Origin of the sequence: Larkinella sp. C7 (assembly GCF_006149005.1) — a bacterium.
Taxonomy (GTDB): Bacteria; Bacteroidota; Bacteroidia; order Cytophagales; family Spirosomataceae; genus Larkinella.
On the sequence record NZ_VBSL01000001.1, the window covers coordinates 403190 to 419623 of the forward strand.

Sequence of the window (16434 nt, forward strand, 5' to 3'; positions counted from 1 at the left end):
AATTAGAGTCCGTATTTCTCCAGACGGCGGTACAGGGCCTGCCGCGACAGACCCAGTTCCCGGGCGATGTCGGTGATGTTGCCGTGGTACTTCTGCATGGCCTGCTGAATCATTTTCTTCTCCATGTCTTCAATCTGAAGATTTTCCTGAAACGGCAAATCCTTGTCCGTCGGAATGGCCGCCGGGGTGCTGGTGCCGAAGTAAAAATCTTCCGGTTCGAGCACATTGCCTTGGGCCAGAATAACCGCCCGCTCAATGGCGTGCTGCAATTCCCGGATGTTTCCCGGCCAGCGGTACTGCTGCAACTGCCGCGTCAAGGCCGGACTGATCGAAGCTACTTTGCGGTTATATTGTTTGCGGTATTGCTTCAGAAAATGCTCAGCCAGCGGCACAATGTCTTCGGGCCGTTCGCGCAGGGGCGGAATGTGAATCTCGATGGTATTGATCCGATACAGCAAATCCTGCCGGAATGACCGGTCGCTGACGTGCTGGTAAATCGGTGAATTCGTAGCGCAAATCAGGCGGACATCGATGTTTTTGGGTTTGTTCGTTCCCAGGCGGGTCACCACCCGCTGTTGCAAAACCGTCAGCAGTTTGGCTTGCTGGGGCAGTGAAATATTGCCGATTTCGTCCAGAAAAATCGTTCCGCCCTGGGCTTCTTCAAACCGCCCGGTGCGGTCTTCGCGGGCATCGGTAAAGGCGCCTTTCACGTGGCCGAACAATTCACTCTCGAACAAACTGTCGCTCAAAGCACCCAGATCTACGCTCACAAACGGTTTGTCACGCCGGAGCGAGCGCTGGTGTAACGCTCTGGCTACCACGTCCTTCCCGGTTCCGTTCTCGCCCAGAATCAGCACATTGGCATCCGTTTCGGCCACGCGTTCCACGGTGGCAAACACCTGCCGCATGGAGGGACTGACGGCTATGTAGCTGGATTGGTTCTGCGACTTGCCGCCCACCGACGCCGATCCGGCCGGGCTACCGGTTTTCGACAGGCCGTTGCTGTCGTCCTTCCGCCCGTCCAGCGCGCTTTGCAGGGTGGCCAGCAATTTATCGTTTTCCCAGGGTTTCAACACAAAATCCCGGGCACCGGATTTAATGGCCCGCACCGCCATTTCAACGTCACCGTAGGCCGTGATCAACACAACCGCCGTGGTGGGTTTAATGTCGAGAATCCGGTCGAGCCACAGAAAACCCTCGCGGCCACTGCTGTTGTCGCGCTGGAAATTCATGTCGAGCAGCACGAGATCGTAGCTTCCATTGGTGATCAGGAACGGAATTCTCTCAGGATTTTTTTCAATATCAACCTGGGGATAATGGCGTTTGAGCAACAATTTGGCTGCGCTCAACACATCGACGTCGTCGTCGATAATCAGAAGTTTCGACATAGAATTTTCAGGACGGTGCTAGAAACAGTGCGGTTTTTCCAGTCAGGATGCCCGTTTACCGCCTAAAGATAGGCAGTCTGTTGGTTCGCTGCAAAACAGCTTGTCAGGAAGCCCTGACACGACAATATTCAGCGGTTTTACCCGTGTCCGCTTTCGGACAAAACTTGTCCGCATGTGGACAGGAATTAGCCTTCAAAACCACCATAACCTACTGTCTATCAGCACATGTAAATTACTGGCACGTCAATTGGCATTAGACTGTCCAAGTGGATGATGCTGAAAAATCATTTTATTGCAGCCTTATTCAAGAATCAATTAGTCAACCAATCAATCAACGAATTAATGGATCGCGTATTACCTAAACGATTTTGGACAAGCCAGCGGATTGCCATTGCAATTGGCGGAGTAGCCGTAATCGGATTACTGGCTTACAACTTTCTATGGGCCGATCACCGTTCGAAACTGAACGTCGAAAAGGATAAAATTACGATTTCAACCGTTTCAACCGGCACTTTCGACGATTTCATTGTCGTAACCGGTGTGGTTCAGCCTCTGAAAACCATCCGGCTCGATGCCATCGCCGGGGGGTATGTGACGGAGAAACTCGTAGAAGGTGGGGCAATGGTGAAACAGGGCGAAGTATTGCTGAAGCTGGAAAACCAGAACCTGCGACTCAACTTCCTCCAGTCGGAAACCGAAGCCAACCGATTGGTCAACGATTTGCAAAATACCCGTCAACGCCTGCGGGTGGAACGCTATACGCTGCAAAAAACACTCTCTGATCTTGATTTTCAGCTCGATAAGGCCAAAGATGCGTATGATCGCCAGGCGAAATTGTTTAAAGACAAAGCCATTCCTGAACAGGATTACCTGACGGCCAAACGGGATTATGACCGGCTGGTGGAGCAACGCAAAATTGAAGTGGAATCGCAGAAATACCAGCAGGAAAACTCCCTGATTCAGATCAAGCAACTGGAGGAAACGCTGGCCCGGACCCAGAAAAACGTGGCCCTCTGGCAGCAAACACTGAATAACCTGGTGGTCAAAGCACCGGTTTCGGGTCAGTTATCGTCGATGGACGTGGAAGTCGGTTCCAACATCAACCAGGGCCAGAACATTGGCCAGATCGATGACCTCAACGGGTTTAAAATGCGGGTCGGCATCGACGAACACTACAACAGCCGCATCTTCGCCGGTTTGAACGGAACGTTTGAATACAGCGGCACCAACAACGCACTCCAGATTACCCGGGTTTATCCCGAAGTGCGGAACGGACGGTTTGAGGTGGACATGATTTTCCCGAAAGGTGCTCCGGCGGGGATCAAACGTGGCCAGTCGACGCCCATTCAACTCGAACTGGGCAAAGCTTCGAAAGCGACGTTGTTGCCCGTGGGCGGTTTCTTCTCAGATACAGGTGGCAACTGGGTCTATGTGGTAGACAAAGTGGGCAACCGGGCGGTGAAACGGAGCATTACACTGGGTCGTAAAAACCCCGAATATTTCGAAGTGCTGACCGGCCTCGAACCGGGCGAACAGGTCATTACGTCATCCTACGAGAACTTTGGTGATAACGAAGTATTAGAATTTTAACTCCGCTCAACTCTGCTATTCTCTGCTTAACTCCGCGAAATAGCTTTTTTGTATCGCGGAGTCAAGCAGAGAATAGTTGAGTTAAGCGAAGACTATCAGAGTTGTAAATCAGAAACCAGTCAGACAATATGATACGTACCGTAAACCTACAAAAAGTTTTTGCGACTGAAGAAGTCGAAACCACCGCGCTGCACGGCATTTCCATGGATGTCAAGGACGGCGAATTTGTGGCTATGATGGGTCCGTCGGGCTGTGGAAAGTCCACGCTGCTCAACATCCTCGGCCTGCTGGACAACCCGTCGGAAGGCGAATACCACTTCTACGGCACCGAGGTGTCGAAGATGTCGGAACGCCAGCGGGCGCAGTTGCGGAAAGGCTCCATCGGCTTTGTGTTTCAGAGCTTTAACCTCATCGACGAGCTAACGGTTTACGAAAACGTCGAACTGCCGCTGCTGTATCTGAAAACCCCCGCCGAAGATCGCAAAAAGGCGGTCGAGGAGGTGCTCGAACGGATGAACATCATGCACCGTCGCAACCACTTTCCGCAGCAGCTATCGGGTGGTCAGCAGCAACGGACGGCCATCGCCCGCGCGGTGGTTGCCAAGCCCAAGATGATCCTGGCCGATGAGCCGACCGGTAACCTTGACTCCACCAACGGGGAGGAAGTGATGAAATTGCTGAACCAGTTGAACACGGAAGGAACGACCATCATCATGGTGACGCACTCACCCTACGATGCCGGTTTCGCCCACCGCATCGTCAACCTGTTCGATGGCAAGATTGTGACGGAGAATTTCCACGTGTAATACATCCGAACCGGCATTAAGCTGAGTTCACTGATTAGAACTCAGCTTAATACCGGTTCGGAAACCTTTTTATGAAAACGCTGATCCTTTTGTTTCTCATGGTGTGCATCGGCCAGTCGGCTTCGGCCATTGGTCATCCACACAACCTTTTTTCGGCCCACCGGAAGGTGAAACAGTACGTCCCAAAGACGAAGGATAGCCAGCGAACTCCTTGCCAGTTATCCCAACCAATGCTGGTGAAGTTCGTGCGGACTCTGGCACAGTAGTACGACGGCTCACCGACGATTCCGCTTTTTCTTATGCTTCTCAACTACACTAAAATAGCGCTGCGTAACCTGTGGAAACACAAAACGTTTGCGCTGGTCAATGTCATTGGCATGTCGGTAGCGTTTGCGAGCTGCCTTTTGCTGTTTCTGGCGGCCTGGTCGCACCTGACGTTCGATAATTTCCACACCAACGGCAAGCAATTGTTCATGGTGTATGAGCAGTCGGGACCCACGAACAAATCGGCGACGATGCCCGCTCCCCTGGCACCGTCGCTCCGGAAAGAACTCCTGCCCGAGATTGCGCACATTACGCGGGTGGTTGATGGCGGTGGAGCGGTTCGGTACGGCGATCAGGAATTTGACAAGAGCGTCCGCTTTGTCGATCCCGATTTTTTCGAAATGTTTTCGTTCCCGATGCGGAAGGGCAATTCCCTCACCGTTCTGAACAGCCTGAGTAACATCGTCATCAGCGAAAAAACCGCCCAGTCGATTTTCGGTTCCACCGACCCCATCGGAAAAACCCTGTCGCTGCGGTTAAACGAAACCTGGAAACCGTTCGTGGTGTCGGGCGTGGTTGCCGATGCGCCCACCAATTCCAGCCTGAAGTTCGATCTGCTGGCCCGGTTTGAAGCCTACCCGGAATACCAGCAGAACAAAGACCAGTGGGACAACCGGTTTCATTCGGTATTCGTCCAGGTCGACCCGAAAATCAGCGAAGCCACGTTCGAACAACGACTCCGGCCTTTCGTCACCAAATACCTCGCCAATTCGATTCTGAACCTTAAACGCGACGGCGGTCAACCCGACGAAAACGGCGACCTGACCAGCCTGCGGTTGTTGCCGATGACCGATATGCACTTCGACACCGAGGTGGGCGGAGGCAATGGTTCACCCGTCAAACGCTCCTACCCGATTCTGCTGCTGGTGGTGGCCGGTTTTATCGTGCTGATTGCCTGCATCAACTTCATCAATCTTTCTACGGCCCGGTCCATGACGCGCTCCCGCGAAGTTGGTATGCGCAAGGTGCTGGGGGCCTTAAAACAACAACTGGTCTTTCAATTCTGGGGCGAAGCCTTCATTCTTTGCCTGATTTCGCTGGTCCTGGGCGGTTTGCTGGTCACGGCTCTGGTCGCCGAGTTGAACAGCATTCTACGAACCAAAGCGTCCCTCTCCTCCCTCGCCGACCCTACCGTAATCATCTCCATGCTGACGGCTTTCCTGGTGATCACCTTCGTGGCTGGCGGCTATCCGGCGCTGTTTGTGGCCCGCCTGAACACCACACAGATTCTGAAAGGAAAAGTTTCGCTGGGGAAAACCGGAGCGGTTCGCAACACCCTGCTCATCGTTCAGTTTGCCATTGCCACGTTCCTGATGGCGTGTACGCTCATTGCCTGGCAACAAGTCAACTTCCTGCGCACGATGCCGCTGGGATTCAATGAAAATCAGGTCATTAGCATTCCCATTGGCAGTTCGATCAATGGACGGCAGGCGTTAAACCTCTTCCGGGATAAGCTGGCGCAACAGCCCCGGGTGCTGAGTGTGACGGGCGCGTACAAGAACTTTGGCCGTGGTCTGGATGGTTCCAGCGTGACGTCGATTGTGGGCTTTGACCACAAAAACCGGACGATTCGGAGCCACTGGCAACCCGTCGATTACGACTATCTGAAAACCCTGGACATCAAACTATTGGCCGGGCGCGATTTCTCCCGCCAGTACGCGACCGATACCACCACCAGCGTCATCATCAACGAAACGATGGCAAAAGAACTGGGCGAGAAAAACCCGGTCGGCACCTTGCTGAACGTGAACGATGGCGAACCTCCGCTGGTAGTCATCGGTGTGGTAAAAGACTACCACCACGAATCGCTCAAGAAAACCGTGCAGCCCAATACCCTTCTGATGAGCCACGACTGGCCGATTGGCTACGTGCTGGTCAAAATTGCTCCGGACAACGTGCCGGCCACGATGGCGGTTTTGAAAAAAGCGTGGGAGGAAGTTTCTCCAAAATCTGAATTTGAAGGCAGTTTCCTCGACGAAAATACCGACCGGCAATACCAGTCGGAAGAACAAATGGCGAAACTATTCATTACGGCCGCCGGGGTGGCCATCGTGCTGTCGTGCATGGGCCTGTTTGCCATTGCCATCATGATCATGGCGCAGCGGATCAAAGAAATTGGCGTGCGTAAAGTGCTGGGTGCCAGCGTCACCAGCATCGTCATCCTGTTGTCGAAAGATTTCCTGAAACTGGTCCTGATCGGGATTGTCATTGCGTCTCCGCTGGCGTGGTGGCTGATGAGCCAGTGGTTGCAGGAATACGCCTTCAAGATCGAACTGGCGTGGTGGATGTTCGCCGTCGCGGGCTTGCTCGCCATTCTGATCGCCTTTGCCACGGTCAGTTTTCAGAGCATCAAAGCGGCTTTGACCAATCCGGTATCCTCACTTCGTTCGGAGTGAAGAGTTATGAATTATGAGTGAAGAGTTAAAATGGATGTCTGCATTTCTAACTCTTCACTCATAATTCATAACTCATAATTTCATACAACATGCTAACGAACTATTTCAAAATCGCGTTTCGGAACCTGGTGCGCCATAAGGTTTTTTCGGCCATCAACATCGTCGGGCTGTCCATCGGGATTGCGGCTTGTCTCCTGATTCTGCAATACGTGGATTTTGAGCTGAGCTACGACCAGTTTCACACGAAGGGCGATCGGATTTACCGCGTCAAACAGGACCGGTATGATAAAGGCAAACTGAGCACGCAATGGGCCGGGGGTGCTCAAGCGGCTGGCAACTCGTTCAAAGCGACGTTTCCGGAGGTGGAAGATTACGTCAAAGTGCTGAAACGCCGGGCGTTGATTGCCGATTATGGCGAAAAAAGCCTGAAAGTCGAGAAAGTCTTTGTGGCCAGTCAATCGTTCTTCAAAATCTTCTCCTATCCCCTGTTGGCCGGTGATCCTACCACCGTGCTGGCCGAACCCAATACCGTCGTTCTATCCGAAACCGTTGCGAAAAAGCTGTTTGGGAACGAACAACCGATGGGCAAAACCATCCGGTTCAACCAGCGGAAGGCGGTTAAAGTAACGGGCGTTTACAAGGATATGCCGGCCAATACACACCTGCACGCGGATCTGCTGATTCCGCACGTGACGTTTGTGAAAGAGATGGGGCCGGACAACAACCCGGACAATGCCTGGATGTGGGACGGGGCGCTGTCGTATTTGCTGCTCCGCCCCGACGCGAATCCCAAAGCCCTCGAAGCCAAATTTGTGCCGTATATCGAAAAAACCATTGGGGCCGAACTGAAAAAATACGATGCCGGTGCGGTCTATACGCTGCAACCCCTGAAAGACATTCACCTCTACTCGCACCTGATGGAGGAAGCCGAACCCAATGGCGACGGCAACACGGTGTATCTGCTACTGGCGATTGCGTTTTTCATCGTCGTCATTGCCTGGGTCAACTACATCAATCTGGCCACGGCGCGGGCCATCAACCGGGCCAAGGAGGTTGGAATTCGCAAAGCCGTCGGTTCGCAGCGCGGGCAGTTGATCCGGCAATTTCTGATCGAATCGGTGTTGCTGAATGGCCTGGCGGTGGTTCTGGCGCTGGGGTTTGTCGTGGCCGTGATGCCGCTGTTCAACGCACTGTCGGGCCAGCACCTGACGTTATCGCTGCTGGGAAACGGGTCGTTCTGGCTGGCCTTAACCGCGTTGTTCGTCATCGGAACCTTCTTTTCGGGTTTATACCCGGCTTTTGTTTTGTCCGGTTTCCGGCCCGTAACGGTATTGAAAGGCAAGATGGTGACATCGCGGCAGGGCATCATTCTGCGGAAATCGCTGGTCATTTTTCAGTTTGCGGCTTCGCTGTTTCTGCTCGTCGGCACGCTGGCGGTTTTTCGGCAGATCAGCTTCATGCAGGAACAAAGTCTGGGCATCAACATCGATCAGACGCTGGTGGTCAATCCGCCCATCATCCGGCTGGATTCCACGTTCATGCGGCAGATGGTGGCTTTTAAAGAGGAATTGCTGCGCCAGCCCGCCATTCGGCACGTGGCCGCGTCGTCGGTGGTGCCGGGTCAGGCGTCGGACTGGAATGCGGGCGGCATTCGATTGAAAGGCACCGACGAAAGCAAGGGAAGTCAATACCGGGTGATTGCCGTCGATTACGATTTTCTGAAAACCTTCGACCTGAAACTGCTGGCCGGGCGCGACTTCTCGAAAGAATACGGACTGGAAAAGAAAGCCGTCATTTTTAACAAGATGGCAATCAAACAACTGGGTTTCAACAACCCGGAAGAGTCGATTGGCAAAGAAATTGATTTCTGGGGTGAAACGTTTACCATCGTGGGCGTCACCGACAATTTCCACCAGCAATCGCTGCGGGATGCTTTTGAGCCCTTGATTCTCCGACTCATTCCGGACGCAGGCGGTTATTTTTCGATCAAAATGGCGTCCAGTCAACTGAACACCACGATTGCTACCGTCCGGAGCGAATGGAACCGGTTTTTCCCCGGCAATCCGTTTGAATATTTCTTTCTGGACGAACACTTCAATGCGCAATACCAGGCCGATCAGCGGTTTGGGCAGGTGTTCGGGCTGTTCACCGGTTTAGCCATTCTGGTGGCCTGTCTGGGCTTGTTCGGTCTGGCGTCGTTCACCACGGCCCAGCGGACCAAAGAAATCGGTATTCGCAAGGTGCTGGGGGCGACGGTGCCCGAGATCGTGCGGATGCTGTATAAAGAATTTGCGATTTTGATTCTGATTGCCTGCGTGGTAGCGACTCCGCTGGCGTGGCTGGCCGTGAGCCAGTGGCTCAACACGTATGCGTTCCGGGCCGATATAAACTGGTGGCTTTTTGCACTCCCGTTCGTGCTGGTGCTGGCGATTGCGTTGCTGACGGTTTCGTTTCAGTCCGTAAAAGCGGCTCTAATGAATCCAGTTACTTCGCTGCGGTCGGAATAATGAGTGAAGAGTTGGCTGATACATTCAACTCTTCACTCTTAATTCTTCACTCTTAACTAAAAAAAGGGTATGATTCGCAATTACTTCAAAACCGCCTGGCGGGGTCTGCTCAACAACAAAGGCTACTCGGCCATCAACATTGGCGGGCTCGCCGTGGCGTTGGGAATCGGTATTCTACTGCTCTGGTGGGTGAAAGACGAAACGAGTTTCGACCGTTTTCATGCGAATGCGGATCGGATCTACCGCGTCAACGGCGGTTTTGGCTCCGGCACGGCGCAGCAGTTTTCGGGCCAGATCGTGGCTCCCGTGGCGGCTCATGCCAAACAGCAAATGCCGTCGGTGGAAGACGCCGTGCGCATCGTCGGGAATTACGACGTTTCACCTTTCAAGGTGCAGGACAAAACGCTGGTGGAAGAAAAAGCCGTCTACGTCGATCCGGGTTTCTTCACGTTTTTTAGCTTCGACTGGGTGAAAGGCAACCGCGAGCGTCCTTTCCCCGACCTGCAATCGGTCGTTCTGACGGAGTCGGCGGCTTTGAAATACTTTGGCTCGGCGGAACCGGTCGGGAAGGTGCTGTATTCCGTTCCGAAAAAGCAGAACTTCGTCGTGAGTGGCGTCATTCGTGACTTTCCCGACAACTCCAGCATCCGGTGCAATATGCTGTTTCCGTTGCAGCTTCTGGCGAATCAATACAGTGGTGCCCCCGGTGATTACTGGAAAACCATGGATTCGGATTGGGGCAACTGGTTCGCCCAAACGTATTTCCGGGTCGATCCGCACGCCAATCTGGACAAGATCGTAAAAACCCTGAACGACGTTCACCATGCCAGCAACAAATATGATCAGGTGACGGTGTACCGCCTGCAACCGCTGACCGACATCCACCTCTACCGGCCCGACGGCACACCCGGCGCCATGCAGGAAGTGAAAATGATGGGCATCGTCGCGCTCATTCTGCTGGCCATCGGCTGCATCAACTACGTCAACCTGGCCACGGCGCGGGCCACACAACGGGCCAAGGAAGTGAGTGTCCGGAAGGTGGTCGGTGCGGGTCGCGAACACCTGATTGGCCAGTTTCTGGCCGAATCGCTCCTGATTTTTGTCGTCGCGCTGCTGCTGGCCATCGGGCTGATCAAAGGACTGGAATCGACCTATCAGGAACTAACCGGCAAAACCCAGCCCTTCTCGCTGGCCGATCCGCAGACCTGGCTGGTGCTGGTGGGCGCTTTGGTATTTACCCTGGCCGTTGCAGGCATCTATCCGGCGTTGGTTCTGTCGTCGTTCGAACCCTTGAAAGTGTTGCGCGGAAAAATGGCAACGGGCGGCAAAGGTGTTACGTTCCGGCAAACGCTGGTGATCACCCAGTTTGCCTTTTCGACGGCTTTGATTGTGGGAACCCTGGTCATCGGTAACCAACTGCGGTTTATGCGCGAGCGAAATCTGGGCTATGACCGGGAAAATGTCTTCGCGTTCTGGATGACCGGCGATATGTTAAAGCATTTCGATGCGATCAAGGCCGAGTTGTCGCGCCAGCCCAGCGTCCGGAGCGTAACTGCTTCGAATGGAAATCTGCTCAATTTAGGCAATTCAACCGGCGATACGGACTGGGACGGAAAGCCCAAGAACAGCATGTTTATCATTAACCGGATGCAGGTCGAGAAAGATTTCATTTCCACCTTCGGCCTGAAAATGGTGCAGGGCGAAACCTTTACCGGCTCCCCCGCGGACTCGATGCACGTCATCCTGAACGAAACCGCCGTAAAAAATACGGGCATTAAAAATCCCATCGGCAAAAGTTTTACGCTCGGTCAGACGAAGGGAATCATCATTGGTGTCGTGAAAGATTTCCATTTTGCCTCCCTGCGTCAGAAAGTGGAACCGGCGGTTTTCTTTTACCGGAACAACACCAATTTGGGGCGGCTTTACGTCAAAACCACGGGCCGGGATGCGTCTAAAGCCGTTGCGGCCACTGAAAAACTCTGGAAAAAGTACAGCCCCGATTATCCGTTCGACTACCAGTTTATGGACGTGCAATACAACGAGATGTATAAATCGGAACAGCGGACGGGGCAGTTATTCAACTTCTTTGCGGGCATCGCCATTCTGGTTTCCTGCCTTGGTTTATTCGGGTTAGCAACTTTTACGGCCCAGCAACGTACCAAAGAAATCGGCATTCGCAAGGTCCTCGGCGCGTCAATTACGGGCATTGTCGCGCTGCTTTCCAAAGATTTCCTGAAGCTGGTGCTGATCGGAATTCTGATTGCCTCACCGATTGCCTGGTGGACAATGAGTCAGTGGCTGACCGCCTTTGCCTATAAGATCGACCTGGCGTGGTGGGTGTTTGCGCTGGCGGGTCTGCTGGCCGTTCTAATTGCCTTTGCCACCGTCAGTTTTCAAAGTATCAAAGCCGCGTTGATGAATCCGGTGAAGTCACTGCGTTCGGAATGAAAAAGTTAAGAATGTAAAGTTATGCTAGCGAACTACTTAAAAATCGCCATCCGGAACCTACTGCGAAGCAAGACGTTCTCGGCCATCAACATTCTCGGTCTGTCGGTTGGCATGACATGCTGTCTGTTGCTGTTGCTCTACATCCGGAGCGAGTTATCGTTCGATCAGCACCACCAGCACGCGAAGCAATTGTATTTGATGTCGAGCGCCGTCAAATCGCCTGGATTAAATGAAGAATACCCCCGCCTTTCGGGGCCGATGGCAGCCGCGATTCAATCGGAATTTCCGGAGGTCGAAAAAGTCGCGCGGCTTTACGTCAACATCATGGATGACAAAACGTTGCTGCAGGTGCAGGAAACCGGCAAACCCATGAAGTCATTTTACGAAACCCAGGGCTATCAGGTCGACTCGACGTTCTTTGATCTTTTTTCCTACGAATTCACGGAAGGCAATTCTAAAAAAGCCCTGTTTCAGCCCAACTCGATTGTGTTATCCGAAGAGGTTGCCCATAAACTTTTCGGAAATGCACCCGCCTTGAACAAAACCGTCCGGATTAGCGGATCGACAGGCAACGGCGACAATTTCCGGGTGTCGGGCGTTTACCGCGATGAAAGTTCGCGTTCCCACATCGATGCCCGTTTTTTTGTACCGATGTATGTCGGCATGATCGGCAATTACCTTCGGCAACCCAATCTGGATTATACCAATAACAACCTCTTTACTACTTACCTCCGGTTAAGACCGGATGCCGACGCACAGCAGTTGGAACAGAAAATACCGGCATTTGTCGAAAAATACATGCGCAGTGAGCTGAAACGGTACGGTTACGATAAACGACTCTTCCTGATTCCGGTTCCGGAGCTTCATTTATACAGCCAGATTCAGGCTATTGTGACGCCGACCAACAGCACAACCTACCTGTACATCCTGGCATCGATTGCGGTTTTCACACTGTTGATTGCCTGTATTAATTTCATGAATCTTTCAACGGCCCGGTCGGCCAAAAGGGCGGCTGAAGTCGGTATTCGGAAGGTGATGGGCGCGGAACGGGGTTCACTAATCGGGCAGTTTCTGGGCGAGTCGATGATCCTGTCGTTGCTGGGGCTTGTCATTGCATTGGGGCTGATTGCCCTGCTTCTGCCGGTATTCAATCAACTGGCCGGCAAATCCTTGCAGGTGTCGGAATTGCTGGAACCGTCAATTGCCCTATCCTTCATTGGGTTGACGCTGCTGACGGGCTTGATCGCGGGCAGTTACCCGGCGTTTTTCCTGTCGATGTTCAATCCGGCTCAGGTGCTGAAGGGCAAGTTTGTCAACAGCCTGTCGGCGGTGGCTTTGCGTCGCGGGCTGGTGGTTTTTCAGTTTGTGGTCGCCATCGGGCTGGTGCTGGCCACGTTCGTGATTCAGGAACAGATGCGGTTTTTACGGAATCAGTCGCTGGGTTTTACGCAGGATCAGCAAATTGCCATTCCGTTGCGGAGCAGTGAGTCGCGCGGGATGTATACGGCGTTTCGGAATGAGATTTTACGGAATAACCAGGTGGTTTCGGCGGCCGGAACCCAGTATTATCCCGGCATTATGAACCCCACGGATTTTGGTTTGTATCGCCCGGATCAAACCGTCAATGAAATGCAGAATGTCAAAAACAGCGAGGTCGATTTTGAGTACCTGCAAACGATGGGTTTCAAACTGGTAGCCGGACGGCTATTCTCACGGCAATTTCCCGGCGATACCAATAACCGGCTCGTTGTCAATGAATCAACCCTGCGAAAACTTCAGATTCCACTCCGCAAAGCCATTGGGCAAAAACTGAATTTTAATTGGCACGGGCAGACGTACCAGTACGAAGTGATTGGTGTCTTGAAAGACTTTCACCACGAAAACCTGCATCAACCCATTGAGCCCTATGCTTTTATGCTGATGACCCGCCCGAATTTCAACTACATCATTGCGCACGTCAATTCAGACAACATGGAAAACGTGCTGGGTTTTCTGGAACGGAAATGGAAAGCCCTGCGCCCCGACGAACCGTTTGAATATTCGTTTTTGAACGAAGATTTCCAGAAAAATTACCAGGCCGAAGTCCGTACGTCGCGCATCGTGACTTATTTCACCGCCATTTCCATCCTGATTTCCTGCCTCGGGCTGTTCGGATTAGCGGCTTTTGCGGCTCAGCAACGCACCAAGGAAATTGGCGTTCGGAAGGTGCTGGGCGCTTCCATATCCCACATCGTGCTGCTACTTTCCACCGATTTTTTAAAGCTGGTCGTCATCGCCATTCTGATTGCGTCACCGATGGCGTGGTGGGCCATGAATCGATGGCTGCAAAACTTTGCGTACAAGATCACAATTCCGTGGTGGATTTTCGTAGCCGCTGGCGGTTTGGCGTTACTGATCGCGTTCATCACCGTCAGTTTCCAGAGCATCAAAGCCGCCCTGATGAACCCGGTGAAATCACTGCGTTCGGAATGAAGAAGGAAGAGTTATAAGTGAAGAGTGGAGAATTAAAGTATTAACTCTTCACTCTTCATTCTTAACTCGTAACTAAAGAAGGATATGCTGCGTAACTATTTCAAAATCGCCTGGCGGAACCTGTTGAAGCACCCGACCACCACGAGCATTCACCTGATCGGACTGACGCTCGGCCTGACGACCTGTCTGTTGATCCTGCTCTTTGTGCAGAACGAATGGGGGTATGACCGACACCTGAAGCAGGGCGACCGGATCTACCGCGTGAACCTCATCCGGACGACGGGTGCCGAAGTCGAGAAGTCGGGCATTACCCCCTATCCGCTGGCACCGGCGATGCGAACCGACTTTGCCGACTGGCCGAAAGTGACCCGCATTCATGCCGACCGCGACCTTTCCGTGCTGGTTTCGCCCCAGAAGATTCTGAAAGAAGACAATGTCGTTTTTGCGGAACCCGACTTCATCGACCTGTTTGAGGTCGAAATGCTTGAAGGAAACGGAAAAACCGTTCTCGCCGAACCCAATAAAGTCATCTTGACCCAGAAAACCGCCCAAAAGTATTTCGGCTCGGCTTCGGCCCTCGGCAAAACGCTGCGAATCAGCAACGACCTGAAGGTGCAGGTGGCGGGTGTCATGCGGGACATGCCTTCCCAAACGAATTTTCCGGTGTCCATGCTGGTGTCTTTTGGGTCGATGAAAACCTTCTTCTCGTTCGGCATCGATCAGTGGGGACTTCGCTCTGGCGGGAGTGTGTTTGCGGTTTTGCCCGAGGGCAAGTCGCCGGAGCAGTATGCCGCCCGGCTTCGACAGGCTGAGAAAAAATACTTTTCTACCCGCGACGGCGAAACCAGCACGTTGGTTCTCCAGCCGCTCCACGACATTCATTTCAACCCCGACTATGAAGGCACCATCCTGACGGCGGCCATTTCGCCCACCTATCTCTACGTTTTCGGTGCCGTCGGCTTGTTTGTTTTGCTGATTGCCTGCGTGAATTTCATCAACATGTCGACAGCCCGCGCCATGACACGCGCCAAAGAAGTGGGCGTCCGGAAGGTAATCGGTGCCACGCAAAGCCAGTTGGTCTGGCAGTTTTTGAGCGAAGCTCTGTGGCTGACCGGCATTTCGGCCCTGTTGTCGCTGCTGCTGTCCAACGCCTTACTACCAGTTGTCAACGATTTTTTACAGAAACAGATCACCTCAGAATGGCTCCAGACCAGCGGTATTCTGGTGGCGCTGGCGTTGTTCACGGCCTTGCTGGCGGGTTTGTATCCGGCGTTTTTCCTGGCCCGCTTCCGACCCATCCGCGCATTGAAAACCGCCACGGAAGCAGGTGGTCTTCGCTCCGGGCGCGTCTGGCTGCGGCAGGGACTGGTCGTTTTCCAGTTTTCCATATCCCTCATTCTGGCCGTAGGCGTCCTGATCATTTACCGGCAGATGAATTATTTCCGGCAGAAAGACCTGGGTTTCAAACGGGACGCCATTGTCACGGTTGCCATCCCGGATTCGAAAAAAATGGCCGTTTTGGGGCAGTCACTGCGGCAGATTCCGGGGGTCGAGCACCTCTCATTCGCGCTGGGAGCGCCGACATCACCCAACAATTTCGGCACTGACATGCGCCCCGACCCCGCCAATCCAACGAAAAAAATAAACATCTCGCTCAAACTGGCCGACGCCGATTACCTCAAGACGTACGGCTTAAAACTGGTCGCCGGACGGTTCCTCGAACACCGCGATACGCTGGCGATTTCGGGGGCCATACCGGAAGAAAAGCGCCGGTATGCGTTTGTGGTGAACGAAAATACCGTCAAAGCACTGGGCTATGCCAAACCCGAACAGGCATTAGGGCGTAAAATTCGGGTGGGCCTCAATGACGTTGACGCCGAAATCGTGGGCGTGGTGAAGGATTTTCATACCAGTTCACTCCACAATCCCATCGAGCCGATGGTGCTGATGAACCTGCCGGAGTTTTACTATTCCGTTGGACTCAACTTGCGGACGAGCAACTACACGACCACAATGGCGGCCGTTGAAACCGCCTGGAAAGAAATGTATCCGGAAAGCCTGTTTGATGCCAAGTTCCTGGACGACAGCCTGCAGGAACTCTACGAAGACGAACAGCGGCAATTTTCGCTTCTGCGCGTTTTTGCCGGTATTGCACTGGTAATCTGCTGCCTCGGTTTGTGGGGACTCGCCACGTTCACCATCGAACGGCGGACCAAAGAAATTGGCGTCCGGAAAGTGTTGGGAGCCTCGGTCGCGGGAATTGTCGCCCTGATTTCCAAAGACTTCCTGAAACTGGTGCTGCTGGCGCTCGTCATTGCCACCCCGATTGCATGGTACGCGATGGAAAGCTGGCTCAGGGAATTCAGTTACCGCATCGACGTGGAATGGTGGGTGTTTGCGCTGGTCGGCGCGGTTTCCATCCTGATCGCATTTGCCACGGTTTCGTTCCAGAGCATCAAAGCGGCTTTGATGAACCCGGTTACCTCTCTTCGTTCGGAATGAA

Annotated in this window: 9 protein-coding genes; 8 read left to right on the plus strand and 1 reads right to left on the minus strand. The window is 53.2% G+C overall.

Translation table 11 applies throughout. From position 1 onward, the window contains the following. Window positions 1–2: 2 nt before the first annotated feature. Complete coding sequence (locus FH871_RS01705) at window positions 3–1388, minus strand: sigma-54 dependent transcriptional regulator (RefSeq protein WP_138989602.1); 1386 nt, start codon at window positions 1386–1388, stop codon at window positions 3–5. A 342-nt stretch (window positions 1389–1730) separates the two neighbouring features. Between FH871_RS01705 and FH871_RS01710 the strand changes: the two genes are divergently transcribed. The 8 genes from FH871_RS01710 (at window position 1731) to FH871_RS01745 (ending at window position 16433) form a co-directional block, all read left to right on the plus strand. Continuing rightward, entirely contained in the window at window positions 1731–2978 is a 1248-nt protein-coding gene (locus tag FH871_RS01710; RefSeq protein ID WP_138989603.1) for an efflux RND transporter periplasmic adaptor subunit, read from the plus strand. Window positions 2979–3106: 128 nt separating this feature from the next. Further along, a complete protein-coding gene (locus FH871_RS01715; RefSeq protein ID WP_114403935.1) occupies window positions 3107–3784 on the plus strand; it encodes an ABC transporter ATP-binding protein in 678 nt (225 codons plus the stop codon). Window positions 3785–3855: 71 nt separating this feature from the next. After that, window positions 3856–4050, plus strand: coding sequence for a hypothetical protein (locus FH871_RS01720; RefSeq protein ID WP_138989604.1), 195 nt, complete (start codon window positions 3856–3858; stop codon window positions 4048–4050). A 33-nt stretch (window positions 4051–4083) separates the two neighbouring features. Then, on the plus strand, window positions 4084–6504 hold the full coding sequence (locus FH871_RS01725; RefSeq protein WP_138989605.1) for an ABC transporter permease: 2421 nt from the start codon (window positions 4084–4086) through the stop codon (window positions 6502–6504). 89 nt (window positions 6505–6593) lie between these two features. Continuing rightward, on the plus strand, window positions 6594–9011 hold the full coding sequence (locus tag FH871_RS01730) for an ABC transporter permease (protein WP_138989606.1): 2418 nt from the start codon (window positions 6594–6596) through the stop codon (window positions 9009–9011). Between the two features lie 69 nt (window positions 9012–9080). Next, window positions 9081–11459 carry an ABC transporter permease gene (locus FH871_RS01735; RefSeq protein WP_138989607.1) on the plus strand — a complete coding sequence of 793 codons (2379 nt, stop codon included), beginning with the start codon at window positions 9081–9083 and terminating at the stop codon, window positions 11457–11459. A 21-nt stretch (window positions 11460–11480) separates the two neighbouring features. Further along, on the plus strand, window positions 11481–13931 hold the full coding sequence (locus FH871_RS01740) for an ABC transporter permease (RefSeq protein ID WP_138989608.1): 2451 nt from the start codon (window positions 11481–11483) through the stop codon (window positions 13929–13931). Window positions 13932–14015: 84 nt separating this feature from the next. Next, window positions 14016–16433, plus strand: coding sequence for an ABC transporter permease (locus FH871_RS01745; RefSeq protein WP_138989609.1), 2418 nt, complete (start codon window positions 14016–14018; stop codon window positions 16431–16433). The last annotated feature ends 1 nt before the right edge of the window (window position 16434 follow it).

Excerpts from the sequence above, each read along its gene's own strand:
- FH871_RS01720 (WP_138989604.1), top strand. The coding sequence starts at position 3,856 with ATGAAAACGCTGATCCTTTTGTTTCTCATGGTGTGCATCGGCCAGTCG.
- FH871_RS01745 (WP_138989609.1), top strand. The coding sequence starts at position 14,016 with ATGCTGCGTAACTATTTCAAAATCGCCTGGCGGAACCTGTTGAAGCAC.
- FH871_RS01705 (WP_138989602.1), bottom strand. The coding sequence starts at position 1,388 with ATGTCGAAACTTCTGATTATCGACGACGACGTCGATGTGTTGAGCGCA.
- FH871_RS01740 (WP_138989608.1), top strand. The coding sequence starts at position 11,481 with ATGCTAGCGAACTACTTAAAAATCGCCATCCGGAACCTACTGCGAAGC.
- FH871_RS01710 (WP_138989603.1), top strand. The coding sequence starts at position 1,731 with ATGGATCGCGTATTACCTAAACGATTTTGGACAAGCCAGCGGATTGCC.
- FH871_RS01735 (WP_138989607.1), top strand. The coding sequence starts at position 9,081 with ATGATTCGCAATTACTTCAAAACCGCCTGGCGGGGTCTGCTCAACAAC.
- FH871_RS01715 (WP_114403935.1), top strand. The coding sequence starts at position 3,107 with ATGATACGTACCGTAAACCTACAAAAAGTTTTTGCGACTGAAGAAGTC.
- FH871_RS01730 (WP_138989606.1), top strand. The coding sequence starts at position 6,594 with ATGCTAACGAACTATTTCAAAATCGCGTTTCGGAACCTGGTGCGCCAT.
- FH871_RS01725 (WP_138989605.1), top strand. The coding sequence starts at position 4,084 with ATGCTTCTCAACTACACTAAAATAGCGCTGCGTAACCTGTGGAAACAC.